Origin of the sequence: Microbacterium sp. W4I4 (assembly GCF_030816235.1) — a bacterium.
In the GTDB taxonomy this organism is placed as follows: Bacteria; Actinomycetota; Actinomycetes; order Actinomycetales; family Microbacteriaceae; genus Microbacterium.
The window spans coordinates 2,520,876-2,544,989 of sequence record NZ_JAUSXT010000001.1 but is presented as its reverse complement, the minus strand read 5'-3'; the positions used below and the strand labels follow the sequence as shown (position 1 = coordinate 2,544,989).

Sequence of the window (24,114 nt, the reverse complement as noted above, 5' to 3'; positions counted from 1 at the left end):
CGGCCGCTCAGGCCACGGCCCCGCCGGCACGCCCCTCCCGGCGTCAGGCGTCGGCGACCGCGCCGTCACGGGGCATGAACAGGACGACGATCAGGGTCAGCGCGGCGGCGATGGCCGCTCCGACGAACACCCAGGTGGATGCCGAGACGATCGTCGCCGGATCCTGCGGGCCGCCGCCCTGGGCGATCACCGCGTTCGAGATGGCTCCGAGGATCGCCACACCCACCGCACTTCCGGCCGAACGGGCGAAGGCGTTCATGCCGGTCACCACACCACGCTGACCCCAGCCGACCGACGCCTGAGCGGCGATGAGGCTCGGGGCGGATGACAGCCCCAGCCCGGCGCCGAGGAGGAACGCGATGGCCGCCACGGTGAACGGGCTCGGCCACGGTCCGGTGACGGCCAGTCCGATGGCCGCGAGCGTGGCGAGGCCCATCCCGATCAGCGCAGTGCGCCGGAACCCGATGCGCAGGTACAGGCGTCCGGACAGGGCGGATGCGATCGGCCAGCCCAACGTCAGGGCGGCGACCGCGAGCCCCGACAGCAGCGGGACGATGCCGAGCGAGCCCTCCAGGTAGGCGGGCGCGAAGCTCGTGACGCCGATCAGCAGGGCGCCGATGCCGAACGAGACGATCGTCGTCGTCAGTATCAGCCGCCGCGAGACGAGCGCGAAGTCGATGATGGGCTCCGCGGTGCGCCGCTCCACGAGCGCGAACGCGACGAGCGCGAGCGCTCCACCGCCGAAGCAGATCGCGCTCGGCACGGAGAACCACGCCCAGGCGCTGTCGCCCTCCAGCAGCCCGAGGATGATGCCGGTGAGGCCGACGGTGAGCAGCGCGGCCCCGGCGAAGTCGATTCGGTGCCTTCGGGTCTGCTTCTCCTCGTGATAGTGCGTCAGCAGCATCCAGGCGGCGAGCGCGCAGAGGGGCGCGTTGACGAAGAAGATCCAGCGCCAGGCATCCAGCTGGGCGAAGATGCCGCCCAGCGCCGGCCCGACGACGGACGAGACCGCCCAGACGCTCGCGATGTAGCCCTGCACCCGCGCGCGCTCCGCGACCGTGTAGATGTCGCCGACGATGGTCATCGACATCGGCGCCACGGCTCCGGCACCGAGCCCCTGCACGATGCGGAACAGGATCAGCCACATCATGCTGCCGGCGAAGCCGCAGAGCACCGAACCGAGCAGGAACAGCGCGATGCCGATCATGATGATCGGTTTGCGTCCGACCGCATCGGCGAAGCGCGAGTAGATCGGGACGCTGACCGCCTGCGCCAGCAGGTACACCGAGAACAGCCACGGGAACTGCTGGTAGCCGCCGAGGTCGCGCACGATGCTCGGGACGGCGGTGGCGAGGATGGTCGCGTCGATCGCGATCAGCCCGGTGGCGAGCATCAGCGCCCCCAGGACGGGGCCTCGCTCCGACCGCAATCCGACGGATGCACGCGCGACGGAACTGGCCATGACATCCTCAAGCGCACGGACGTTCCGTCTATTCCCGGTCCTGCCCTCGCCGGCCCACCATGCAATCCGCGAGCCACCAGGGAATCGACGCGATGTTGCATGGTGGGTCGACGATTGCATGGTGGGTCGGCACAGGGGATGCTGGAGCGAGGAGGTGCGGCATGAGGCGGATGCTCGCGGGCGCGGTAGTCGCGCTTGCCCTGCCCCTCGCGGCCTGCGCTCCCCCGCCGGACACCCTTCAGGAGCCGACCGTCACACTGGCGACCGGACTCGACGCTCCCTGGTCGGTGGTGCGGCTCGACGACGGCAGCGCGGTGATCTCGCAGCGAGACGACGGCAAGGTGCTCGAGCTGACGGCATCCGGAGAACTGCGCGAAGCCGGGGTCGTCCCCGGCGTCGTCTCCGGCGGCGAGGCCGGGCTGAACGGGCTCGCGGTGCGCGAGATCGACGGCATCCGCTGGCTGTACGCCTATCACGCGACCGCCGACGACAACCGGGTGGTGCGAATGCCGCTCACCGGCTCCTCCGGATCACTCCGACTCGACCTCGATCACGCCGAGACGGTGATCGACGGCATCCCGCACGCGTCCACGCACAACGGCGGGCGCATCGCCTTCGGCCCCGACGGGATGCTGTACATCGGCACCGGCGATGCCGGACAGCGCGAGCGCGCCCGCGACCCGGAGTATCTGGGCGGGAAGATCCTGCGGGTGACGCCGACAGGCGATCCCGCTCCGGGCAACCCCTTCGGCACCGCGGTCTACTCGCTCGGTCACCGCAACGTGCAGGGTGTCGCGTGGGACAGCTCGGGCACGATGTGGGCGAGCGAGTTCGGGCAGGACACCTGGGACGAGCTGAACCGCATCGTGCTCGGCGGCGACTACGGCTGGCCGGACTATGAGGGCAAGGCGGGAGCGGCGGACGCCATCGACCCGGTGGCGGTGTGGAAGCCGGAGGATGCCAGCCCCAGTGGCATCGCGGTGATCGACGACGTCGTGTACATCGCCGGGCTTCGCGGCCAGTGGCTCTGGCTGTTCGATCCGTCGCATCCGGATGCCGAGCCCTGGGCGTTCTTCGACGAGAAGTTCGGCCGGCTGCGCGATGTCATCCCCGGCCCCGACGGCACGTTCTGGGTGCTGACGAACAACACCGACGGACGCGGTCAGCCCCGCGAGGGCGACGACAAGCTGATCCAGCCCGCCTTCCCGGAGGGCTGAGCTCGACAGTGGGCGGGGTTCCATCCGCCGAGCCACCAGGCGACCCGCGAGCCACCACGCAACCGACACGATCCAGCTTGGAGGCTCGGCGATTGCTTGGTGGCCCGGCGGGCTTGGTGCGAACTCAGCGCCCGGCGGGCCTGGTGCGAACTCAGCGCCCGGCGGGTTCGTCGGCGTCGGGGGCGTCCGAGTCGGAGGCGTCGCTCTGGGCCGATTCCGCGGCAGCCGACGGAACCTTGGCGCCCTTCTTGTCGTCGGCGTCGTAGAGGACGGGCCGATCGATGGTCTTGGTGACGTCGGCGGGGTTGACGGCGAGCATCAGCATCGCCAGGCCCAGCAGCGTCACGATGAAGGCGATGCCGCCGACGATCAGGCCCAGGCTGATCGGAGGCAGGTCGGTGTACGTGCCGCGGGCGAGGGCGGTCTGCACGCGGGAGGTGAAGGCGCCGGTGGAGACCATCGTGACCACGGCGGCGAAGACGCCGCAGGCCAGGGCGATGCCCACGAGGTGCAGCGGCCGCAGGATCTCGCCTCGGGTGGGCTTGTGGTCGGTCATGCGTGTCCTCCCTCTGCCAGGCGGTCGACGCCGGCATCCGTGTCGGCATGCGCCTGCACGGCCTTCTTCGCATTCGGGGTGAGCCCGGCGATGCCCTGGAGCACGGCGATGATCGCGGCGTAGCCGCCGAAGACGCCGACGCCGAGGATGATGCCGGTCAGCGCCATCTTCTCGCCCTGCGGCGTCATGTACTCGTGAACGAATCCGACGGGGATGACCAGCAGCAGCAGTGCCAGCAGCAACCCCAGGCTTCCGGTGATGACCGCGTCGCGCGCGCCGTCCGTCCCCTTGGAGCGGATGCCGGAGATCAGCTCGACGAGACCGGTCACCGCCGCCCAGGAGATGATGACCACGAAGAAGAGGGTGTCCGACCGCAGCGGCTGGATGCTGGCGGCCATGCCGAGCACGAACGAGAAGCCGGCCATGATCACCGCGGGCCAGCGGTGTCCGCTGCGGAGCACGAGCACCGCAGCCAGGAGGTGCACGAGACCCGTGGCGATCGCGAATCCGCCGAACACCGACAGGCCGACAGCGGCCGAGTGATCGGGCGAGAACGTGATCATGAGGGCCGCGACGGCCGCCAGGACGGCGCGAGTCAGCTGCACGTGACGCGCAGTGAACGTGAGGGGGGCGGCGGGCATGACAATCCTCGGATCGGTGACCGTCCCAGTCTATGCCGCGACGGGCCCCGGAACCCTTTGGTCAGCTGGGTGCGCTCGCCCGGACATGACGCTCGGAGAATCAAACCTTGTATTGCAATACTTGCTATGCATGGTTACTGTGGTCGACATGACCGAGAGTGCCGAGCGCATCGCCACCAACCTCCGCAAGGGGGTGCTGGAGTTCTGCGTGCTCGGCCTGCTGGCCGCGAGCGAGCGGTACGGGCTGGATCTGGCATCCGATCTGCAGAGCCGCGGGCTCATCGCGAGCGAGGGCAGCCTCTATCCGCTGCTCGCCCGCATGCGCGAGGGCGGCCTGGTCGACACCCGCACCGAGGCCGTCGGCGGAGGTCGACCGCGCCGGTACTACACGATCACCGCCGCGGGCCGCGAGCAGCTGGACACGTTCGCCACTGTCTGGCGCGCTGTGGGCGCCGAGGTCGACACCATCATCGAGGGGGCACCATGACCACGGAAGACGACTACCTGCGATCGGTGGAGCGGATGCTGCGCGGCATCGCCCCCGAGCACCGCACCGCCGTGCTCGACGACCTGCGCGGACACTTCGCGGATGCCGAGGACGCCGGCCGACCGGTCGACGAGATCGTCCGCGGCCTCGGGACGCCGCAGGAGATCGCCGACCGGGCCGTGGAGGAGTTCGGAGCGGATGCGGTGGCCGGCGATGGCAGGGCGGAGTCGGCCTGGCGCGTGCTGCAGGGCGCGGCCGTCGTGGTGGCCGTCGTGATCGGAGTGGTGGTGGCGTTCATGATGCCGTCCTACACCGGCTTCGTCGACACGGTGTCGTCGGACGGGACGAGAACGCAGGTCGACACGACACAGACGCTCGTCGAGGTGAACGGACTCTGGGTCGCCCTGATCGCGCTCGTGCCCGCACTGGTCGCCCTCGTGCCGATGGTCGTGCCGCGGCGAGCACGCACGGCCACGGCATCCGTCGCCGCCGCCGTGCTCACCCTGATGGCGCTCGTGGGCGGGTTCAGCCTCGGGGGATTCTTCCTGCCGACGGTGATGCTCAGTTGGGCGGCGCTGATCGTGTGGGTGCGGCTGCGGGGTTCGGGGTTCGGCCTCACCTGGCGCATCGTCGGCGGGGTTCTGGCGGCACTGCCGGTGCTGGGGTTCCTGCTGCCGGTGTTCGGAGGGATGCCTGGCCGCTATGCGGACGGTGCTGCCGGTTCCGACTTCCAGCTCAGCGCGTGGGCGTGGCCGTTCTTCGCCGCCATCCTCGTGCTCGCCGTGCTCATCGCGATCGGATACCGCTCCGCCGGGTGGCTGCTCGCCGCGCTCGGCCTGTTGATGCTGGCCTGGGCGCTCGTGTCGGGCGAACTGTTCGCCCTGCTGGTGATCTGGCTCGGGGGCCTCTGGCTGACGATCGGGCTCGCGCACGCGGTCACGGCATCCCGTCGTCCCTGACGCAGGGCGAAGAGGGATATCGGCCGGCGGCCTCCCCAGAAGCCGCCGGCCACCTGCTCGCCGACGGGGGCAAGGCGAACAGGAATGAGTGTGCGCGTCGACCGGTGGCCTGCACGTCCCTCTCGGACCCGATGCGCCCCACTCCCCAGCGGTGACGCTCAACGAATCCTGTGCCAATCTATGCCTGGGGTGTTCACATACCGAGGGGGTAGCTGTGACGAGTGGCACGACTTCTGACGAAGAGCAGGCGAACTCGTTCGCGGAGACGTTCAGCGCCGCCATTCGCGAGCGCGGGCTCACTCTCTCCCGCCTGCACGCGCGCCTCACCGCCCGCGGCAATCCGGTGTCGATGGCGACGCTCAGCTATTGGCGCTCTGGCGCACGGCATCCCGAAGGCGCACAGTCCCGGGCTGCGATCGCTGACCTCGAAGAGCTGCTCGGTCTCGACGACGGCGTGCTGCTCGACCGGCTCGGCCCCACGATGCGCACCGGCCCACTCGGCTCGACCGCCTTCCCCTTCGACGAGGACCTCCTCGAGCAGCGGGTGCGCGAGACGTTCCTGGCGATGGGCGGGGTGTACCCCGATCCGACGCGGGAGCTGACGATCCATGCGGTCACCGAGGTCGGGCCCGAGGGCCGCGTGCTCCGACGTACGACCCGGCTGCTGGTGCAGGCCACCTCCGGTGTCGTCTCGGCCATCCCGTTCGTCGAGCTGACGTCGGGCACACCCACCCCTCCGCCGGACTTCGTGGCCATCGGCGGCGGCCGCATCTCCGTCCGTCACACGCACGAGAGTCGCGAGGTGCACGGCTTCATGTTCGAGCCGGAGCAGCCGATCACCGCGCCGGCCGCCACGCTCATCGAGTGGGCGGTGGTGTATCCGCCGGAGTTCCCGCAGGGAGACGGCACCGGCCACGGCATCGCCTTCCAGTCGCGCGAGCTGCTGCTGTGGACCCGATTCGACCCGGCTGCGGTGCCGGACTGGATCGAAGAGGTCGAGGAGACGCCCTCCGGAGTGGTCGTCACACCCCGCACGCTCGACGGGGCGACATCACTGCACACGATCCGGCGGGGCTTCGGACCCGGCGCGCTGTCGATGCGGTGGGGGTACGGCGAACGCGCGGACTGACCCGCCCGCGCGCGCGCCCCGGCCCCGACGAATGTCGGCTCAGACGACGGATGTCGGCGAAATCAGGTGATCTGGTCCGACATCCGTCGTTTCGACCGACATCCGTGGCCGCAGCACCCGCCCGAAGTGCGGGAGAATCGGCTGTGCCCACTCGATTCCGCTGGATGCGCCTGCGCCCGCAGGAGCTCGCCCTCGTCGCGATCACCGCGATATGGGGCAGCACGTTCCTGCTCGTGCACTGGGCGATGGAGCATTCCGACCCGTGGTTCTTCGTGGGGCTGCGCTTTCTGGTGGCGGCGCTGGTCGCCGTCCTGATCTTCTGGCGCTCGCTGCGCGGGATGACGTGGGCAGACACGGCGCGGGGGCCGCGATCGGCGTCATGATCTACGGCGGCTACGGCTTGCAGACCCTCGGGCTGCAGACGATCGAGAGCAGCACCTCCGCCTTCCTCACCGCGCTCTACGTGCCGATGGTTCCGTTCGCGCAGTGGCTGTTCTTCCGTCGTCGTCCGCCCGCGCTGGCATTCCTCGGTGCCGGACTGGCGTTCGTCGGCCTGCTGCTGATCGCCGGCCCGAGCGCGTTCTCGCTGTCGCTGGGCGTCGGCGAGACGGTCACGCTGATCAGCACGATCCCGATCGTCGGCGAGATCATCCTGATCAGCGTGTTCGCGAACCGCATCGATCTCGGCCGCATCACCGTCGTGCAGCTGCTCGTCGCGGGGCTGCTGGGCCTGGCGACCATGCCGCTCACCGGTGAGAGCGTGCCGGAGTTCTCCTGGGCATGGGTCATCGCGGGCGTCGGGCTGGGCGTAGCGAGCTGCGTGATCCAGCTGACGATGAACTGGGCGCAGAAGTCCGTCTCGCCCACCCGCGCCACCATCATCTACGCCGGTGAGCCGGTGTGGGCCGCCGCCATCGGCCGCATCGCCGGAGAGCGGCTGCCTGCCGCCGCCCTGGTGGGAGGACTGCTGGTGGTGCTCGGCATCCTCGCCAGCGAACTGCGAATCGTGCGCCGACGCGACCGCATCCGAGGCCCGCGGGGCGAAGATGGATGAGTCCGCCGAGCAAGGGAGCCACCGATGACCCGTCCCGCCACCGCCGCAACGACCGCCGTCCGCGAGATGCGCGACTTCCTCTTCGCCCACGGCGAGGACTACGACGGCGCCCGCGCCGGGTTCGCCTGGCCTCAGGTCGACACGTTCAACTTCGCGCTGGAATGGTTCGACGTCGTCGCCGGGGAGAACCCCGACCGGCCCGCCGTGCAGATCGTCTCCGCCGACCTGTCCGCGCGCACCTGGACGTACGGGCAGCTCTCCGCCCGCTCGGATCAGGTCGCGTCGTGGCTGCGCGATCTCGGCATCCACCGCGGTGACCACCTGATCGTGATGCTCGACAACACGATCGAGCTGTGGGAGATCATGCTCGCGATCACCAAGGTCGGTGCGATCGCGATCCCCACGTCCACTCTGCTGTCGGCATCCGATCTCTCCTACCGGATGATGCACGGGCGCGCACGCGCGGTGATCACGCTGGCCGGTCTCGCCGAGCGGGTGACGGATGCCGTGGGGATGACGGATACCGATGTCCTGCGCATCGCGGTCGGCGGAGCCGTCGACGGATGGCACGACTTCGCGGCATCCGTCGACGCCGACCCGGCGTTCGAACCGGACGGTCCGACGCCGGCATCCGACACCGCGCTGCTGTACTTCACCAGCGGCACCACCAGCCGACCCAAGCTCGTGCAGCACACGCATGTGTCGTACCCCGTCGGGCACCTCTCGACCATGTGGTGGCTGGGCGTGCGTCCGGATGACGTGCATCTGAACATCTCGTCGCCCGGTTGGGCGAAGCACGCCTGGTCGAGCTTCTACTCGCCCTTCCTCGCCGAGGCGACCGTGTTCGTCTACAACTACGCGCGCTTCGACGCGAACACGCTGATGCAGGTGATGGACACCTTCCACGTGTCGACGTTCTGCGCTCCCCCGACGGTGTGGCGGATGCTGATCCAGGCAGACCTGAGCAGGCTGTCGACCCCGCCGCGCGAGCTGGTGGGAGCCGGTGAGCCGCTGAACCCCGAGGTCATCAACCGAGTGCGCGAGGCGTGGGGCGGCACCATCCGCGACGGCTTCGGACAGACCGAGATGACCGCGTGCGTGGGCAACTCCCCCGGTCAGGTCGTCAAGGACGGGTCGATGGGGCGGCCGCTGCCCGGTTATCCGGTGGTGCTGTTGGATCCGATCACGGGCGCCCTGGCCGATCGGGAGGGCGAGATCGCGCTCGACCTGTCCCCCGCGCCGCTGGGTCTTATGGCGGGGTACTTCGAGGACGACGCCAAGACCGCCGAGTCCCGCGCCGGCGGCTACCACCACACCGGCGACATCGCCTCCCGCGATGAGGACGGCTACCTCACGTACGTGGGTCGTGCGGATGACGTGTTCAAGGCATCCGATTACAAGATCTCGCCGTTCGAGCTGGAGTCCGTGCTGCTCGAGCACGATCTCGTCGTCGAGGCGGCGGTCGTGCCGAGCCCCGACCCGACGCGGCTCGCGGTGCCGAAGGCGTACGTCTGCCTGCGAGCGGATGCGGGTGCCGGGGCGGATGCCGAACGCGAGGCCGCGGCGCAGATCTTCGCGTTCGCGCGGGAACGTCTGTCGTCGCACCTGTGGGTGCGGGTGATCGAGTTCGTGCCGGAGCTGCCCAAGACGATCTCGGGCAAGATCCGCCGGGTGGAGCTGCGGGCGCGGGAGGCCGAGCGCGTGGCATCCGGAGACGACACCGGGCAGCAGTTCGACCGCGACCACCGCTGACGACCCCGGGCTCCGTCGACGGATGTCGGCTCAGACGACGGATGTCGGCGGATTGCGGCGATTTCGACCGACATCCGTCGTTTCGACCGCCAAGTGTCGGACCTCGAGCGGACCCTGATCCACTCCGACGCGTCTACGCTCGAATCATGCCCACTGTGATCCCCGCCATCGTCGCGCCGTCCGCCACCGATCCGCTCTTCACCGGCACCATCGAGCGCCGCGACGTCGGACCCGCCGATGTGCGCATCGACATCCGCTGGGCCGGAATCTGCCACTCCGACATCCACACCGTGCAGGGCGACTGGGGCGCGCAGCAGTATCCCCTGACCGTGGGCCACGAGATCGTCGGCACTGTCGCCGAGGTGGGTTCGGACGTGACGAGGTTCGCCGTCGGCGACCGCGTGGGCGTCGGATGCCTGGTGAATTCGTGCGGCGAATGCGCGAACTGCCTCGCCGGCGAGGAGCAGTACTGCCAGAAGGGCGCGATCGGCACGTACGCCGCGAAGGACGTCGACGGCACGATCACGCAGGGCGGCTACGCCACCTCTGTCGTCGTCACGCAGGACTTCGTGCTGCGGGTGCCCGAGGCGATCCCGTACGAGAAGGCCGCCCCGCTGCTGTGCGCCGGCATCACCACGTACTCGCCGCTGCGGCATTGGAATGCCGGCCCCGGCAAGAAGGTCGCCGTGATCGGACTCGGCGGGCTCGGCCACATGGCCGTGAAGATCGCGCACGCCATGGGCGCCGAGGTCACCGTGCTGTCGCGCTCGCTGTCGAAGAAGGACGACGCGCTGAAGCTCGGCGCCGACCACTACTTCGCGACCGAGGACCCCGAGACCTTCCGCACGCTGCGGAACACGTTCGACCTCATCATCAACTCGGTGTCCGCGGCGATCGACATCGACGCGCACCTGAAGCTGCTCGCGCTGAACGGCACGCTCGTGAACGTGGGCGCTCCGGCCGAGCCGATGGCCGTGCGGGCCGGCACGCTGATCGGCGGGCGCCGCTCGTTCGCCGGGTCGAACATCGGCGGCATCGCCCAGACCCAGGAGATGCTCGACTTCTGCGCCGAGCACGGCATCGCACCCGAGGTGGAGATCACCTCCGCCGACCAGGTGAACGAGGCGTGGGCGCGCGTGCTGGCATCCGACGTCCGCTACCGGTTCGTGATCGACATCGAGACGCTGCAGAGCTGAGCGCTCAGCGTCGCCGACGACCTCGGCTGCTCAGAGAACACCCACTACCGCTCTCAGGGAGGATCCGATGCTGATCGCCTACTGGATCGTCGCAGGACTGCTGGCGCTCGCATTCGTGCTCGCCGGCTCGATGAAGGCCGCCCGTCCCAAGGAAGCCCTCGCGACCTCGGGGATGACGTGGGTCGAGGACTGCAACCCAGGATCCATCAAGCTCATCGGCGCGGCCGAGGTGATCGGCGGTATCGGACTGATCCTTCCCGTCGCGCTCGACGTCGCTCCCATCCTCAGCCCGATCGCCGCGATCGCCCTCGCCGCGCTCATGGTCGGCGCCGTTGTGACTCACGCGCGTCGCAAGGAGAGCTGCACCCCGTCGCTCGTGCTCGGGATCCTCTCGGTCGTCGTCGCTGTGCTCGGCTTCCTCGTCATCCGCTGACCGCCGCGTCCCGCCCGACGGGTCATCCGCTGCCGAGCGGGCGCATGAAGCCGCCGGAGCGTGGTGACCGTCACGCGAGAATGCGCTGGAAGAGCCGATGGTCCTGCCATCGTCCCGCGATGAGGAGATATTCGGGGGCCACGCCGAACTCGACGAAGCCGCACTTCTTCAGCACAGACTGCGACGCCGCGTTGTGGAGCAAGGTGCCCGCCTGAATCCGGTGCAGCTGCAGCTCGTCCTTCGCGATCCGAGCGACGGCGCCGACAGCAGCGGTCATCAGTCCTCGACCCGCGCAGCGCGCGTCGATCCAGTAGCCGAGGTTCGCGCTCTGGAACGCTTCCCGGATGATCCCGGAGACGTTTACGCGGCCGACGATCTGCGTGCCGTCCGTCAGCACCAGTGGCAGAGCCGCGCCCGCCTCGCCGTCGGCGAGGATTCTGTCGATCTCGGCCCGTTGGCCGGCAGCGGTGAAGAACCGCTCAGCACGGGCCGGATCCCAGGGCTCGAGATGATCACGATTGGTGCGGTACGCCCGCGCGAGCATCGCCGCATCCTCCGCCATCAAGGAGCGGAGCAGGAATCCGTCATTCAGGATGACCTCGATCGGCATCCTGAAACCGTATCGCGGCGGTCGTATCCGACGCTTTAGGCGGCGACGCGGATGCCGTCGGTGACCGGCGAGGACGGGCGCACCTGCGTCGGCGCGACGCGGGCGGGCTGAGTCCGCGGCTCCTGGATCGTCGCGGTCCGAGCGCTCGGTTCGACGATTTCCTGCCGTCGGACGCCGCCGACGAGCACACGCAGCAGCGCACCGACCACCAGGGCTGCGCCGAGCGCACCGAGAGAGACAAGCAGCGGGATCCAGACGTCGGAGAACGATGACGCCCAGCTCAGCAGCGCACCGACGATCCAGACACCTGCCGCTCCGCCGGCGAGTCCTGCAGCTCGGCGCGCGAGCGCGAAGGCCATGATCAGCGCACAGATCAGTGCGATTGCGGCTCCGGCGATCCCGATCGGAACGAAGATCGCTGCCAGCGTGTTCGTCAGTGCGAGTGTGGACATTCGACGACCCCCCGGTCTCATCTCTGCCCAAGGTTACGCGGGTTGATCGCGGAAGTCCCTCCCGCCGGAGAACGATTCGGCATCATCCTGGAGGATGATGCGTGAACACCCGGTGACGCCGCCGTACCCTCCGCGCCGCCCGCTCGCCAGCCACCAGGCAAGCGTCCAACCACCAGGGAATATCGCGTCGATTGCCTGGTGGGTCGGGAGTTGCTTGGTGGGTCGGCGACGGATGTCGACGTGGAGGCTGGCGCGGAGGTCGGCGACGGATGCGCCGGCGGCGACGCGCTCAGCGCGGGCGGCGGATGCGGCGGGGCAGGCGCAGGCGAGTGAGGCGGGGCGGCACGATCGGCACGGGCGCGGTGAACACGGCATCCACCACCATCGATCCGTCGGTCGGTCCGATCACGGCGATCGGGGTGGTCAGCGTGGTCTCCACCGGCGAGACCGGCATCTGCGCGAGCGCCCGGTGCGCACGCACGTAGGCCGGTGCAAGCAGCGCCACCGCGCCGATCCACGCGAGCGGGTTGCTCATCGCCACGCCCTCGAACTGCAGCCATGAACCCAGCACGACCGCGGCGACCACGCGCATCACCAGCTCGATCACACCCGTGACGGTGGGCACGAGCACGCGGCCGATCCCCTGCAGCACGCCGCGCAGCACGAACAGCACCCCGAGCAGCGCGTACGTGCAGCCGTTGATGATGAGCATCAGGTGGGCGAGGCGCACGACCTCTTCCGCACCGTCGCCGACGAACAGCCGCACAGCCGGCGCGCCGAGCGTGATCATGATGATGCCCAGAGCCACCGCGGCGATGAGCGCCATCCAGATCGCCTGGATCGTGCCCTTGCGGATGCGGTCAGGCCGTCGGGCGCCGAGGTTCTGCGCCGCATACATCGAAGCCGCCAGTCCCAGCGAGGCGAGGAACGCGCTGGCCAAGCTGTCCACGCGGGATGCGGCGGTGTACGCCGCGACCGCCTCGGACCCGAGCGTGTTCAGAGCGACCTGCACAATCAGTGCGCCGATCGCGATGATCGAGGCCTGGAAGCCCATCGGCAGACCCAGACGCAGGTGGTCGGCGATGTCGGCGCGCGAGACCCTCCAGTCGGCGCGGTGCACGTGCAGCACCGGCACCCGCCGCCAGACGTACAGCAGGCACAGCACCACCGAGACCGCCTGCGCCACGACCGTCGCCCACGCGGCGCCCGCGACGCCCCACTGCAGCGGCCCGACCATGAGGATGACGAGCCCGACGTTCAGCGCGCACGAGATCGTCAGGAACACCAGGGGCGTCGTCGAGTCGCCGATCGCGCGGATGATCGCCGCGAGGTAGTTGAAGAACATGATCGTGCTGCCGCCGATGAAGGTCACCTGCGTGAACACGGTGGCCTCGGCCATCAGCTCGGGCGGCGTCTGCAGCAGTTCGAGGAAGGGCGCCGCGATCAGCGGGCCGAGGATCGTGAGGACCAGGCTGGTGGCGGCGGTCAGCAGAGTCCCCGTCGCGACCGAGCGGCGCACTCCACGGGCATCCGATGCCCCGAAGGCCTGAGCCGTCGGAATCGCGAAGCCGCTCGCGAGGCCCCAGGCGAACCCGATCACGAGGAAGATCAGGCTGCCGGTCGCACCGACCGCCGCGAGCGAGTTCACGCCCAGCTGTCGCCCGACGACGACGGCGTCGACGAACTGGTACAGCTGCTGCACGACGTTGCCGATGAGCAGCGGCACGGAGAAGGCCAGGATGACGCGCCACGGGCGTCCGGTGATGAGGTTGGTTGCCATGAGGAGCCAGGGGTGAGGGATGCCGAACGGCCGGGAACAGGAAAGGCACCGTGATCGGTCACGGCGCCATCGTCCGATTGTATCGAATCGATTCGGTGAAAGGGAAGCTCACACCGTCAGAGGATCCTCTCGGAAAAGCTCCCGTCAGGGAAGATCCTCCACCGCGATCACGTCATCCGCCCCGTCCGCGTCCCCGTCAGAGCCCGACCGGCGCTCACGCGCCATCCGCTCCGGATCCTGTTCATCGGTGACCACGCCCGTCGGCTGCGCATCCCGCACGGTGTGCATAGAGCCGGTGGCCTCGGCCAGCCTGCGGCCCTCCTCGATCGCCTCCTCCTTCGAGGCGTACCCCTGCGAGAGCTCCTCCTCACCCTCGACGCGATTGACCCACTGCCCGTGCTTCGAGAGTGTCTCCACATCTCCGCGTGTCATTGCGCATCCTCCGTTCGGTCCCCGGTCGCGCCTTCCGCGACGGAACGGGAAGGATAACGCCGCGAGCGACAGGACACCGAGGGGGTTGCATCCGGCCCGAACCGCACTGTACTCACGAGAGCATGACCCGTCTCCGTCGCAGCGACCCGCACGCACCCGGGATCAGGCGCGTGCGCCGGGGGCGCGGGTTCGAGTACCGCGCACCCGACGGCGCGCGCATCGATGATCAGGCCGTCGTCGAATCGCTGCGCGCGCTCGCGATCCCGCCCGCGTGGACCGACGTCTGGATCAGTCCGCACGAGAACGGGCACATCCTGGCGACCGGTACGGATGCCGCGGACCGCCGGCAGTACATCTACCACCCGGCCTGGCAGGAGCGGATGGCGAACGAGAAGTTCGAGCGGATGCTGGAACTGGCTGCCGTCATGCCCGCCGTCCGCAGCGGAGTCACGCGCGACCTGCGGCTGGAGGGATTCGGCCGCACCCGTGTGCTCGCCGGGGCGTTCCGGATGCTGGACAGCGCGCTGCTGCGGGTCGGGTCGGAGCAGTACGCCCGTCAGCACGGCAGCATCGGCCTGGCCACCCTGCGCGGGTCCCATGCCCGCGTGCGCGGCGGACGGGTGGTGGAGCTGCGGTTCCCCGGCAAGAGCGGACAGCCGTGGGAGTCGGATGTCGACGATGCGGAGCTCGCCGAACTGGTCGCCGGCCTGAAGCGACGCGGCGGGCGCAGCCTTCTGCTCAGCTGGCAGGACGACGAGGCCGACCGCTGGCATCCGCTGCGCGCCGCCGACATCAACGACGACGTGCGCGTCAGGACCGGCGGCGACTTCACCGCCAAGGACTTCCGCACCCTGCACGGCACCATAGCCGCGGCGGTGGCGCTCGCCAGGACCGGCCCGCGGGGTTCGGTGACCGCACGCAGACGGGCGGCCGCCGCCGCGATCCGCGAGGCCGCCGCCGTGCTCGGGAACACCCCCGCGGTGGCTCGAGCGAGTTACGTCGATCCGCGCGTGATCGACCTGTACGACGAGGGCACCACGGTCGACCCGACCCGGCGGGTGGAGGGACAGCTGATCGAGCTTCTCGGCGAGGATCGTTGAGCGCGTGGCACGCGCACCCCCCGTTGAACGGTCGCGAACCGTATGTCAACCCGCTGTCGTGCACCTCCCGCGCCGCCTAACGTCGCTCGGACGCCCCTGACGAAGGAGGAGACATGAGCGACGCACAGCGCGGCAGCACGACTCACGGACCGAACCTCGACGATCAGCTCGAGCAGGAATCCCGCGGGATGGTGCAGGGCCACGGCGCTCCGCACGCGGAGCCGTTCCGCGAGACGGAGCCCCTTCCCGATGACACCGACTCCGAGGAGGTGCAGGAGGCCTTCGAGTGGAGTGGTCCGGAGGTCGCCGACGAGGACGAGGAGGCGGATGACGATGAGTTCCGTTGACGTCCGGGGCATCGACCTGCGCGCGACGCTCACCGAACCCGGCGCCTGGAGCACCGTGTACACCGACGGCGCGCAGGGAGAACCTCCTGGCGCCGTCGAGAGCCGGATGCGGTCGCTGAAGGATCGGATGCTGCAGGAGGGTCTGCCCGAGGAGGATGCGGATGCCGTGCTCACGGCCCTGTCCGACGACCGCGGACTGGCCGCGCCGTCCGCACGCTGGCTGATCGCCCGCGACGGACAGGTGGCTGCCGATGAGGGATTCACCGCCGCCCGGCTCGGCTCCGAGCGCATCGCGCACGGGCCGTTCCCGGAGATCGTGCCGCTGCTGCGTCATCGCAGCGGCGAGCGGCTGATCCTCGTCGTGGAGACCGGTCGCGACGGCGCGGACGTGTCGCTGCAGCACCTGGGCCGATCGGTCGTGCAGGTGCAGCACATCGAGGGCGAGGACGACCCGATCACGAAGGTGAGTCCAGGCGGCTGGTCGCAGGCGCGATTCCAGCGCAGCGTCGAGGAGGTCTGGCAGCGCAATCAGGACGAGGTCGCCGAGGAGGTCGACCGGATCGTGCGAGAGCACCGGCCGGAGCACATCTTCTTTACCGGAGACGCACACGCACGCGGTCTGCTGCTGGAGAGCATCGCCGCGGACGCCCTGGCGCTCGTGGTGGAGGTCGATGTCGACACCAGGGCGGACGGCGCGGACGACACCGCGCTGGTCGAGGAGATCGAGCGGACGGTGGGCCTCGCGGACGACGACCGCATCGCCGCCGTCCGCGATCGGGCCGCCGAGCGGGATGCCGAGAGCGGAGCCTTCGGCATCCCCGCGGTCGTCGGCGCACTGCAGCAGGCGCAGGTCGACACGCTGCTGCTCGACGCACGCCTCGCGGACGGCGATGGCACTCTGCTCGCGCTGCCCGACGCCCCCTGGGTGGCGATCGGCGCGGCGGACACGTTCGACGCCGGTCCCGGCACGCCCGTGCCGGTCGCCGAAGCACTCGCACGCGCGGCGGTGCTCACCGACGCCGACGTGCTGTTCCTCGAAGACGAGACGCGTCCGGATCACGATGCGGAGGAGCCTGTCGCGGCGCTGCGCTGGCCGGCGGCACCCGTCACCGGCGCGGCGCACGATCTCGGCGAAGCGCCCGACCCCGAAGCACCCGACCCCGCGGGCGAGGGGCACCGCAGCCAGGCCGAGGGCGAGGATCCGGACGAGCCGGCCGTGCGGCCCGACCCCGCGGCCGAAGGGCATCCGTCGCAGGCGGAGGGCGAGGATCCCGGCGGCGCGAAGTAGCGCGGCACCCGTCGCATTCAGATGAGCGGGCCTGCGTCAACCCCATTGACAGCGATCGTCAAACCGGTTTTACTCCTGGTCATCAAACCGGTTAGCCCCGCGATGCTGCAGGGCTCGGCCACACGGAGGTGGCATGAATCGCACGACGATCGCCGACGTCGCCCGCGAAGCGGGAGTGACGAAGGCCACGGTCTCGCATGCGCTCAGCGGCAACCGGCCCATCTCGGAGGAGACGAGGGCGCGGGTGCTCGCCGCGGCCGAGCGACTGGACTGGATCCCCAGCCAGAGCGCACGATCGCTGGCGACGCGGCGGGCGAACGCCGTGGGTGTCGTGCTCGCCCGGGATCCCGACGTGATCGCCAACGACTCCTTCTTCCCGGCATTCATCGCCGGCGTCGAGTCCGTGCTGGTCGAGACCGAGACCGCCCTGCTGCTGCAGGTGGTGCCGGATCGGGCGGGCGAGGAGCGCGCCTATCGGTCGATGTCGCGCGGACGCGCCGACGGTGCGATCCTGCTCGACCTGCATGTGGACGACTGGCGCGTGTCGCTGCTGGACGATCTCGGCGTGCCGACGGTGATCGTGGGCGCCTACGACCAGGAGCACGACTTCTCGGTCGTGCGCACGGACGACGGCGAGCCCATCCGGGAGCTGATCGCGAAGCTGCGCGCGGACGGGCACCGGCGCATCGCGCACGTGTCCGGACCGCTGGATTACGTGCACTCGCGCGCCAGGGCCGACGCGTACGTCGAGGCGATCGGCGACGCCGCACTGCTGCGCGAGAGCGACTTCACCGCCGGCAGCGGGCGCGACCGGACCGCGGAACTCCTCGCTCTCTCGCCACGGCCCACCGCGATCCTGTACTCCAACGACACCACCGCGATCGCCGGGCTCTCCTACGCCCGTTCCCAGGGCCTGGTCGTCCCTGACGACCTCGCCGTCGCCGGCTTCGACGACGACCACCTCTCGGCGCACCTGTCCCCGTCGCTGACCAGCGTGTCCTCGGATCCCGCCGCCAGGGGACGGGCGGCCGCGCGCCTGCTCCGCGCGGCGATCCTCGGGGCGGAGCCGCGCACCGAGCTCATCGACTGCAACATCGTGCACTTTCGGGAAAGCACCTCGGGACCGGCATCCGCGGGCCCCTGACGTTTCGAGGAGGACACCATGAAGAAGATCCGCTCCGCAGCACTGATCGGTGCCGTCGCACTCGTCGTGACGGGATGCTCGTCCGGTGGTGGAGGAGGAGGCGGCGGAGATGCGGCCACCGCCACGGGAGACATCAAGATCTGGCTCTCGAACAACGAGCAGGAGCTCGCCTGGGGCAAGGAGGTCGTGAAGGCGTGGAACGACGCGCATCCCGACGAGAAGGTCGCCTCGCAGGAGATCCCCGCCGCGTCGTCGTCGGAGGAGGCGATCACGGCCGCGATCACCGCGGGCACCGCTCCCTGCCTGGTGTTCAACATCGCACCGGCAGCGGTGTCCGGCTGGGTCAAGCAGGGCGGACTCGTCGACCTCAGCTCGATCAAGGGTGCCGACGACTACATCACCGAGCGCGGCGGAGAGGTCTCCGGCTACCAGACCGACGGCAAGTTCTACCAGCTGCCGTGGAAGTCCAACCCGGTGATGGTGATGTACAACAAGGAGCTGTTCACGAAGGCGGGCCTGAACGCCGACGACCCGAAGATGAACACCTACGACGCCTTCCTCCAGGGCGCGCAGGCCATCGTCGACTCGGGCGTGCAGAGCGCCATCTGGCCGGCGCCGACGAGCGAGTTCTACCAGCCGTGGTTCGATTTCTATCCGTTCTACCTCGCCGAGACCGACGGCACGATGCTCGTCGAGGACGGCAAGTCCACCTTCGACTCGGATGCCGGAAAGAAGGTCGCCGACTTCTGGGCGACGATGTACGCGGACAAGCTCGCCCCGAACGAGAAGTCCACCGACGACGCCATGTCGTCGGGGACGACCGCGATGCAGCTGGCCGGACCCTGGGCCATCCCGTCCTACGCCGAGACCGTCGACGTCGGCTTCATGCCGGTGCCCACCACGGACGGCCGTGCGGATCCGAAGACTTTCGCCGACTCGAAGAGCGTGTCGATGTTCACCTCGTGCAAGAACCAGGGCACGGCGTGGGAGTTCATGCAGTTCGCCACCAGCGAGGACAACGACGGCGTGCTCCTCGAGAAGACGGGGCAGATGCCGATGCGCACCGGCTTGAAGGACACGTACCCCGACTACTTCTCGGCGAACCCGAACTACGTGGCCTTCGCCGACCAGGCGGAGAACACGGTCGATGTGCCCAGCATCCCGAACTCCGTCGAGGCCTGGCAGGCGTTCCGCGACGAGTACTCGGCAGCGGTGATCTTCGGCAAGGAGTCGACGGCGGACTTCCTGAAGAAGGCCGCCGAGAAGATCGACGACATCGTCGCGGAGTGAGGTCATGACCGACCGGAGAACGCGGCTGCGCACCAGGATCCTCGGTGCGCAGCCGCTGGGGGGCCTCTTCGCACTGCCGTACCTCGTGTTCGTGCTCGCGATCTTCGCCTACCCGCTGGTCTTCGCCATCTACATCGCCTTCCACGACTACTACTTCACGGCACCGGGCGTCGAGCCGGATCGGCCCTTCGTCGGATTCGACAACTTCGCCGCCACGCTCACCGACCCGAAGGTGCTCGACGCCTTCCGCAACACCCTCGTCTTCCTCGTGATCAACGTGCCGCTCACTGTCGTGCTGTCGATGGTGCTCGCGACAGCCCTGAACAGCGGCATCCGATGGGTGGCCGCCTACCGGGTGGCGTTCTACGTGCCCTACCTCACCGCGAGCGTCTCGCTCGTGGGCGTCTGGATGCTGTTGTTCTCCAGCAACGGCCTGATCAACGCGCTGCTGGGCGACCTGGCCCCGAACCCGTCCTGGCTCGTCAACAGCGCACTCGCGATGCCGATGATCGCCCTGTACGTCACCTGGAAGCAGCTCGGCTTCTACATCCTGCTGTACCTCGCCGCGCTGCAGAACGTGCCCCGCGAGCTGTACGAGTCCGCCGAGACCGATGGGGCGGGCGGCTTCGCGCGCTTCGCGAACGTCACGGTGCCCGGCGTGCGCAACGCCACGACCCTGGTGCTGATCCTGTCGATCATCACGGGCGCCAACCTCTTCACCGAACCGTACCTGCTCACCAGCGGCGGCGGACCCGACGGCGCGTCCGTCACACCCGTGCTGCTCATCTACCAGCAGGGCATCCAGCAGCAGAATCCCGACATGGCCGCAGCGATCGGCATGATCCTCGTCGTTCTCGTCGGCGCGCTGTCGCTGATCGCCAACCGAGCCACCCAGGAGCGATGATGCACAGGCTGCGACGAATTCCCCGTGTGCTCAGCGTGATCCTGCTGACCGCCGCGGCGCTGGTGTTCGCGTTCCCGTTCTACTTCATGATCGTCGGGGCGTTCCAGGAGAACCCGACCAACGCCCCCGACGAGCTGCTGCCGACGCAGGGATGGACGCTGCAGAATTTCGCGAGCATCGACAGCCGCATCGACCTGACCGGCTCCCTGCTGAACTCGCTGGTCTTCACCGCGGGTGTGCTCCTGGGCACTCTCGTGTTCGGTCTTCTCGCCGGCTATGCGCTGGCCCGACTCGACTTCCGCGGGCGCGGCGTGATCTGGGTGCTGATGCTGCTCGTGCAGATGGTGCCCTTCCAACTGCTCATGATCCCGCTCTACGTGCAGATCACGCGCAGCTACGGACTGGGCGACTCGTATCTGGGCATGATCCTGCCGTTCGCGATCAACACCACGGCGGTGTTCATCTTCACCCAGTTCTTCAAGTCGCTCCCCGCCGAGATCTTCGAGGCGGCGCGCATCGACGGCGCCGGAGAGCTGCGTCTGCTCACCTCGGTGGCCGTCCCGCTGATCAGGCCGGTGCTCGTGACCGTGGTGCTGATCACATTCATCGGTCCGTGGAACGAGTTCCTCTGGCCCTTCCTGATCACCAAGGACTCCTCGTTGCAGCCGCTTGCCGTCTCGCTGGCGAACTACATCTCCACCGTGGCGCAGTCCACCGCCAACCCCAACGGCGCCATCCTCGCCGGAGCCACCGCACTCGCGCTGCCGGTGGTCGTGCTGTTCTGCGTCTTCCAGCGCTTCTTCACCGCCACCGACCTCGGCGCAGCCATCAAGGGCTGATCCCCCGCCGTCGCGAGTCCAGAAAGGGCATCCATGTTCACCGGAGCATCCTTCCCCCTCGGTCCGTTCACCCCGTACGAGGGCAACCCGATCCTCCGCCCGCGCGGCGACAGCTGGGAGTCGGCGAACCTCTACAACCCGGCCGCCCTGGTCGACGGCGATGAGGTTCTGCTGCTGTATCGCGCGCACGCCGACGACATCGTCTCGCACATCGGGCTCGCCCGCTCGCGCGACGGACTGAACTTCACACGGGAGGACGAGCCGATCCTGTCTCCCGTGGAGGACTACGAGCGCTACGGATGCGAGGATCCCCGCATCGCGCACATCGACGGCACCTACTACCTCACCTACACGGGGTGGGATCGCCACAGCGCCCAGCTCTGCCTGGCCACCTCGACCGACCTGCGCACCTGGACCAGGCACGGGCCCCTCTTCGCAGACTTCGACACGTTCAAGACAGTCGACCCGCGCGGATTCGACTGGTCGAAGGCGGGCGTCATCGTGCCGGTGAGGATGCAGGGCAGGTGGTGGATGTACTTCGGCGAGGGAGCCATCTACTGGGCGACCAGCGACGACCTCATCCACTGGACGCCCGGCACTCCCGATACCGAGCCGATGTACTCACCCACCCCCGGAACCTGGGATGAGGCGCTCGTCGAGATCGGCACCTCCCCGGTGCTGACCGACAACGGCCTGCTGGTCATGCTGACCAACGGCGCGACGCGAACCGTGCACGACGACGGCTCTGTCGACGTCGACTACCGCTGCGGGCAGATCGCCATCGACCCGGGCGAGCCGACGAAGGTGATCGGGCGGATGCAGGAGCCGTGGCTGCGACCTCAGAGCTTCGAGGACATGCACGGCCTCGTCTCGAACGTCACGTTCGTGGAGGGGCTGGTGAGGTTCCGTGGCCGGTGGCTCGCCTACTACGGGCAGTCGGACACGACGCTGGCCGTCGCGATCCACGACCCCGATCGACCGTGGGGAACGTCCCTGCGGGAAGGATGAAGGACACGATGACATGGACACCACTCGACGCGGATTCCTGACGGTGATCGGGGCGGCGTCCGCCCTGACACTGCTCCCGGCTCGGACGGCCTTCGGCGCCCCTGGGCCCGATGCCGCCGCCCGGCCCCTCGCGGCTGCGGAAGGCGCGCGGCTGACGAATCTCAGCCACCTGCGGTTCCTGCTGGCCGAGGTTCCGGTGACGGCGAGCGCGGCGCACACGACCTACGGGATCGACGAGGATCCCTCGGTGCTCGCGCCCTGGACCTACGCCGACGCGGACGGCGCTGGCGGCTTCCGCCGAGTGGGTGGAGGCACGAGGGATGCGACGACGGGGTACTGGAGCCAGGGCGCGTTCAACGCCGACGACATCGCACGCGCCGCCGTGGTCTTCCTGCGCGACTGGAGCGTCTCGGACGACGGCCGCAGCCGCGACGGGGCGCGCGGGCTGCTGCGGGCATTGGCGTTCCTGCAGACCGTCGACGGACCGAGCGCGGGCTGCGTCGTGCTGTGGCAGCAGGAGGACGGCACCCTCAACCCGAGCGCCATCCCCGTCGAGCTGCCCGATCCCTCCGACTCCGCGGAGTCGTACTGGCTCGCGCGCACCGTGTGGGCGCTCGGTGAAGGCTATGCCGCGTTCCGGGAGGAGGATGCAGACTTCGCCGGCTTCCTGCTCGACCGCCTGCACCTGTGCCTGGATGCGCTGGAGCGCGAGTCGCTGTCGAGGGCGGGCGCCTTCGTCACGAGCGACGGGATCGACCTTCCCGCATGGCTGATCACGGGAGGAGCGGATGCCACGGCCGAGGCGATGCTCGGCCTGACCGCCGCACTGCGTGCTCGCCCCGGTGACGCGCGCCTCCGGCGGGCGCTGACCGTCTACGGCGAGCGCGTCGCGGCCCTGGCATCCGACCCCTCGGCCGGCTGGCCGTTCGGTGCCGTGCTGCCCTGGACGGGATCGCCGGGCTTCTGGCACGCGTGGGGCGGCGCGGCACCGGAGGCTCTCGGCGCCGCCGGTGCTCTGCTGGGCCGGGCCGACTGGCTCACGGCATCCCGGGCGGATGCCGGCGGCTTCACGCCTCTCGTGCTGGCCTGCGGGGGTCCGTCGAACGCCTGGGCACCGCTTCCGGCCGAGGCGCAGATCGCCTACGGAGCGCACGGCCGGGTCGCCGGTGCCGTGCAGGCCGGAGGCGACGGTCACCGCGTGCTGGCCGGGCTCGCCGCCGGCTGGTTCTTCGGAGCCAATCCTGCGGGCGTGGCCGTGTACGACCCGGCGACCGGCGTCACCTTCGACGGGGTCGAGACCGACGGGCGGGTCAATCACAACTCGGGCGCCGAATCCACGATCCACGGCCAGCTGACGATGCTGCTGCTGGATGCGCATCCGGATGTCGCCGCGATCGCCGTGTCGATCTCGGGACTGCGCGCGCACACCGGGCTGCGCGCGATCGACGCGGAGTCGGCGCGCAGGTCGCCGGGGTGCACCGTGATCCGCCCCGGGAGCGGCGCGTGGACCGGCGAGGGGAACCTCTCCGGAGGTGCGTACGTGCACGTGCCGGAGGGCGAGTGGGTCGAGTTCGGGGTCGCGGAGCCCGCCGTGCTGCACGCGCTGGTGTGGAGGCAGGCTCCACCGTCGGGCGATGCCGTCTGGGAGGTGCGCGCGAGCGGGAGCACGTGGTCGAAGACGACCCCGGCAGGAGGCACGGGTGACCGCGGCCTCAGCGAGGCCGACGGGATGCTGGTTCCCCAGCGGCTGGGCGAGGCGGGCGCGCACGCGGTGGTGCGCTGCACGAGCCGGGGCGACCTGCGGCTGGACGCCCTGGTCATCCAGCCGCTCGTCGCGACGGCGGTCTACGAGACGGACGGCGGAGCCGCCGTGCTCTACGCGAACGGCACGGCGGAGGATCGACGAACCGCCTCCCTCGCGCCGGGTGACGGGCGCGCCTTCGACCGTGACGGCGTCCAGCACGGCCAGGCCACACGCAGCGGCGAGGTGCGCCTACGCGGCGGCGGGTTCACGATCAGCCTCGGGTAGCACGG

25 protein-coding genes are annotated in these 24,114 nt (G+C 69.6%); 18 read left to right on the top strand and 7 right to left on the bottom strand.

The features are described 5' to 3' along the window. Positions 1–43: 43 nt before the first annotated feature. On the bottom strand, positions 44–1,462 hold the full coding sequence (locus QF046_RS12025; RefSeq protein WP_307370078.1) for an MFS transporter: 1,419 nt from the start codon (positions 1,460–1,462) through the stop codon (positions 44–46). Positions 1,463–1,623: 161 nt separating this feature from the next. On the opposite strand from QF046_RS12025, the gene QF046_RS12020 reads away from it, so the two are divergent. Beyond that, on the top strand, positions 1,624–2,679 hold the full coding sequence (locus QF046_RS12020) for a sorbosone dehydrogenase family protein (protein ID WP_307370076.1): 1,056 nt from the start codon (positions 1,624–1,626) through the stop codon (positions 2,677–2,679). A gap of 151 nt (positions 2,680–2,830) precedes the next feature. Here QF046_RS12020 and QF046_RS12015 read toward each other — a convergent pair whose 3' ends face one another. After that, entirely contained in the window at positions 2,831–3,235 is a 405-nt protein-coding gene (locus QF046_RS12015; protein ID WP_307370074.1) for a hypothetical protein, read from the bottom strand. Continuing rightward, positions 3,232–3,876, bottom strand: coding sequence for a DUF308 domain-containing protein (locus QF046_RS12010; protein ID WP_307370072.1), 645 nt, complete (start codon positions 3,874–3,876; stop codon positions 3,232–3,234). Before QF046_RS12010 ends, QF046_RS12015 begins: the two co-directional genes overlap by 4 nt. 148 nt (positions 3,877–4,024) lie before the next feature. Between QF046_RS12010 and QF046_RS12005 the strand changes: the two genes are divergently transcribed. From QF046_RS12005 to QF046_RS11970, 8 genes are all read left to right on the top strand, one after another. Further along, on the top strand, positions 4,025–4,363 hold the full coding sequence (locus QF046_RS12005; RefSeq protein ID WP_307370070.1) for a PadR family transcriptional regulator: 339 nt from the start codon (positions 4,025–4,027) through the stop codon (positions 4,361–4,363). Then, on the top strand, positions 4,360–5,322 hold the full coding sequence (locus tag QF046_RS12000; protein ID WP_307370068.1) for an HAAS domain-containing protein: 963 nt from the start codon (positions 4,360–4,362) through the stop codon (positions 5,320–5,322). Before QF046_RS12005 ends, QF046_RS12000 begins: the two co-directional genes overlap by 4 nt. 214 nt (positions 5,323–5,536) lie before the next feature. Further along, positions 5,537–6,451 carry a hypothetical protein gene (locus QF046_RS11995; protein ID WP_307370067.1) on the top strand — a complete coding sequence of 305 codons (915 nt, stop codon included), beginning with the start codon at positions 5,537–5,539 and terminating at the stop codon, positions 6,449–6,451. A gap of 143 nt (positions 6,452–6,594) precedes the next feature. Next, entirely contained in the window at positions 6,595–6,834 is a 240-nt protein-coding gene (locus tag QF046_RS11990) for an EamA family transporter (protein ID WP_307370065.1), read from the top strand. Continuing rightward, complete coding sequence (locus QF046_RS11985) at positions 6,795–7,505, top strand: DMT family transporter (protein WP_307370062.1); 711 nt, start codon at positions 6,795–6,797, stop codon at positions 7,503–7,505. Before QF046_RS11990 ends, QF046_RS11985 begins: the two co-directional genes overlap by 40 nt. Before the next feature lie 24 nt (positions 7,506–7,529). Then, positions 7,530–9,257 (top strand): AMP-binding protein, encoded by a 1,728-nt coding sequence (locus QF046_RS11980; protein WP_307370061.1) that lies wholly within the window; start codon positions 7,530–7,532, stop codon positions 9,255–9,257. A 146-nt stretch (positions 9,258–9,403) separates the two neighbouring features. Beyond that, the gene (locus QF046_RS11975) at positions 9,404–10,453 is read left to right on the top strand and encodes an NAD(P)-dependent alcohol dehydrogenase (protein WP_307370058.1); all 1,050 of its coding nucleotides are present in this window, start codon (positions 9,404–9,406) and stop codon (positions 10,451–10,453) included. 67 nt (positions 10,454–10,520) lie between these two features. Then, positions 10,521–10,886, top strand: coding sequence for a DoxX family protein (locus tag QF046_RS11970; RefSeq protein ID WP_307370056.1), 366 nt, complete (start codon positions 10,521–10,523; stop codon positions 10,884–10,886). A gap of 70 nt (positions 10,887–10,956) precedes the next feature. On the opposite strand, the gene QF046_RS11965 is transcribed toward QF046_RS11970, so the two are convergent. The 4 genes from QF046_RS11965 to QF046_RS11950 form a co-directional block, all read right to left on the bottom strand. Then, entirely contained in the window at positions 10,957–11,496 is a 540-nt protein-coding gene (locus QF046_RS11965) for a GNAT family N-acetyltransferase (protein WP_307370054.1), read from the bottom strand. 35 nt (positions 11,497–11,531) lie between these two features. Further along, positions 11,532–11,948, bottom strand: a complete 417-nt coding sequence (locus tag QF046_RS11960) for a hypothetical protein (protein ID WP_307370052.1) — start codon at positions 11,946–11,948, stop codon at positions 11,532–11,534. Between the two features lie 289 nt (positions 11,949–12,237). Further along, positions 12,238–13,728, bottom strand: coding sequence for an MATE family efflux transporter (locus QF046_RS11955; RefSeq protein ID WP_307370050.1), 1,491 nt, complete (start codon positions 13,726–13,728; stop codon positions 12,238–12,240). A gap of 144 nt (positions 13,729–13,872) precedes the next feature. Next, on the bottom strand, positions 13,873–14,160 hold the full coding sequence (locus QF046_RS11950; protein WP_307370048.1) for a DUF2188 domain-containing protein: 288 nt from the start codon (positions 14,158–14,160) through the stop codon (positions 13,873–13,875). A gap of 122 nt (positions 14,161–14,282) precedes the next feature. Between QF046_RS11950 and QF046_RS11945 the strand changes: the two genes are divergently transcribed. The 9 genes from QF046_RS11945 (at position 14,283) to QF046_RS11905 (ending at position 24,109) form a co-directional block, all read left to right on the top strand. Continuing rightward, complete coding sequence (locus QF046_RS11945; RefSeq protein ID WP_307370046.1) at positions 14,283–15,260, top strand: DNA topoisomerase IB; 978 nt, start codon at positions 14,283–14,285, stop codon at positions 15,258–15,260. A 113-nt stretch (positions 15,261–15,373) separates the two neighbouring features. Continuing rightward, complete coding sequence (locus tag QF046_RS11940) at positions 15,374–15,607, top strand: hypothetical protein (RefSeq protein ID WP_307370044.1); 234 nt, start codon at positions 15,374–15,376, stop codon at positions 15,605–15,607. Beyond that, a complete protein-coding gene (locus QF046_RS11935) occupies positions 15,594–16,895 on the top strand; it encodes a Vms1/Ankzf1 family peptidyl-tRNA hydrolase (protein ID WP_307370042.1) in 1,302 nt (433 codons plus the stop codon). The genes QF046_RS11940 and QF046_RS11935 overlap by 14 nt, the downstream gene beginning before the upstream one ends. A gap of 133 nt (positions 16,896–17,028) precedes the next feature. Further along, complete coding sequence (locus QF046_RS11930) at positions 17,029–18,039, top strand: LacI family DNA-binding transcriptional regulator (protein ID WP_307370040.1); 1,011 nt, start codon at positions 17,029–17,031, stop codon at positions 18,037–18,039. Positions 18,040–18,057: 18 nt separating this feature from the next. Further along, positions 18,058–19,329: a sugar ABC transporter substrate-binding protein gene (locus tag QF046_RS11925; RefSeq protein ID WP_307370037.1), complete on the top strand. Its 1,272-nt coding sequence runs from the start codon at positions 18,058–18,060 to the stop codon at positions 19,327–19,329. A 4-nt stretch (positions 19,330–19,333) separates the two neighbouring features. Next, on the top strand, positions 19,334–20,233 hold the full coding sequence (locus QF046_RS11920; RefSeq protein WP_307370035.1) for a carbohydrate ABC transporter permease: 900 nt from the start codon (positions 19,334–19,336) through the stop codon (positions 20,231–20,233). Then, complete coding sequence (locus tag QF046_RS11915; protein ID WP_307370033.1) at positions 20,230–21,072, top strand: carbohydrate ABC transporter permease; 843 nt, start codon at positions 20,230–20,232, stop codon at positions 21,070–21,072. The genes QF046_RS11920 and QF046_RS11915 overlap by 4 nt, the downstream gene beginning before the upstream one ends. Before the next feature lie 33 nt (positions 21,073–21,105). Further along, positions 21,106–22,080 (top strand): glycoside hydrolase family 130 protein, encoded by a 975-nt coding sequence (locus QF046_RS11910; protein ID WP_307370030.1) that lies wholly within the window; start codon positions 21,106–21,108, stop codon positions 22,078–22,080. A gap of 13 nt (positions 22,081–22,093) precedes the next feature. Further along, complete coding sequence (locus QF046_RS11905; RefSeq protein ID WP_307370028.1) at positions 22,094–24,109, top strand: hypothetical protein; 2,016 nt, start codon at positions 22,094–22,096, stop codon at positions 24,107–24,109. Positions 24,110–24,114 lie beyond the last annotated feature (5 nt).

Excerpts from the sequence above, each read along its gene's own strand:
- QF046_RS11950 (WP_307370048.1), bottom strand. The coding sequence starts at position 14,160 with ATGACACGCGGAGATGTGGAGACACTCTCGAAGCACGGGCAGTGGGTC.
- QF046_RS12000 (WP_307370068.1), top strand. The coding sequence starts at position 4,360 with ATGACCACGGAAGACGACTACCTGCGATCGGTGGAGCGGATGCTGCGC.
- QF046_RS11955 (WP_307370050.1), bottom strand. The coding sequence starts at position 13,728 with ATGGCAACCAACCTCATCACCGGACGCCCGTGGCGCGTCATCCTGGCC.
- QF046_RS12010 (WP_307370072.1), bottom strand. The coding sequence starts at position 3,876 with ATGCCCGCCGCCCCCCTCACGTTCACTGCGCGTCACGTGCAGCTGACT.
- QF046_RS12005 (WP_307370070.1), top strand. The coding sequence starts at position 4,025 with ATGACCGAGAGTGCCGAGCGCATCGCCACCAACCTCCGCAAGGGGGTG.
- QF046_RS11940 (WP_307370044.1), top strand. The coding sequence starts at position 15,374 with ATGAGCGACGCACAGCGCGGCAGCACGACTCACGGACCGAACCTCGAC.
- QF046_RS11965 (WP_307370054.1), bottom strand. The coding sequence starts at position 11,496 with ATGCCGATCGAGGTCATCCTGAATGACGGATTCCTGCTCCGCTCCTTG.
- QF046_RS11960 (WP_307370052.1), bottom strand. The coding sequence starts at position 11,948 with ATGTCCACACTCGCACTGACGAACACGCTGGCAGCGATCTTCGTTCCG.
- QF046_RS11920 (WP_307370035.1), top strand. The coding sequence starts at position 19,334 with ATGACCGACCGGAGAACGCGGCTGCGCACCAGGATCCTCGGTGCGCAG.
- QF046_RS11945 (WP_307370046.1), top strand. The coding sequence starts at position 14,283 with ATGACCCGTCTCCGTCGCAGCGACCCGCACGCACCCGGGATCAGGCGC.
- QF046_RS11925 (WP_307370037.1), top strand. The coding sequence starts at position 18,058 with ATGAAGAAGATCCGCTCCGCAGCACTGATCGGTGCCGTCGCACTCGTC.
- QF046_RS11915 (WP_307370033.1), top strand. The coding sequence starts at position 20,230 with ATGATGCACAGGCTGCGACGAATTCCCCGTGTGCTCAGCGTGATCCTG.
- QF046_RS11935 (WP_307370042.1), top strand. The coding sequence starts at position 15,594 with ATGAGTTCCGTTGACGTCCGGGGCATCGACCTGCGCGCGACGCTCACC.
- QF046_RS11910 (WP_307370030.1), top strand. The coding sequence starts at position 21,106 with ATGTTCACCGGAGCATCCTTCCCCCTCGGTCCGTTCACCCCGTACGAG.
- QF046_RS12015 (WP_307370074.1), bottom strand. The coding sequence starts at position 3,235 with ATGACCGACCACAAGCCCACCCGAGGCGAGATCCTGCGGCCGCTGCAC.
- QF046_RS11975 (WP_307370058.1), top strand. The coding sequence starts at position 9,404 with ATGCCCACTGTGATCCCCGCCATCGTCGCGCCGTCCGCCACCGATCCG.
- QF046_RS12025 (WP_307370078.1), bottom strand. The coding sequence starts at position 1,462 with ATGGCCAGTTCCGTCGCGCGTGCATCCGTCGGATTGCGGTCGGAGCGA.
- QF046_RS11930 (WP_307370040.1), top strand. The coding sequence starts at position 17,029 with ATGAATCGCACGACGATCGCCGACGTCGCCCGCGAAGCGGGAGTGACG.
- QF046_RS11905 (WP_307370028.1), top strand. The coding sequence starts at position 22,094 with ATGGACACCACTCGACGCGGATTCCTGACGGTGATCGGGGCGGCGTCC.
- QF046_RS12020 (WP_307370076.1), top strand. The coding sequence starts at position 1,624 with ATGAGGCGGATGCTCGCGGGCGCGGTAGTCGCGCTTGCCCTGCCCCTC.
- QF046_RS11980 (WP_307370061.1), top strand. The coding sequence starts at position 7,530 with ATGACCCGTCCCGCCACCGCCGCAACGACCGCCGTCCGCGAGATGCGC.
- QF046_RS11970 (WP_307370056.1), top strand. The coding sequence starts at position 10,521 with ATGCTGATCGCCTACTGGATCGTCGCAGGACTGCTGGCGCTCGCATTC.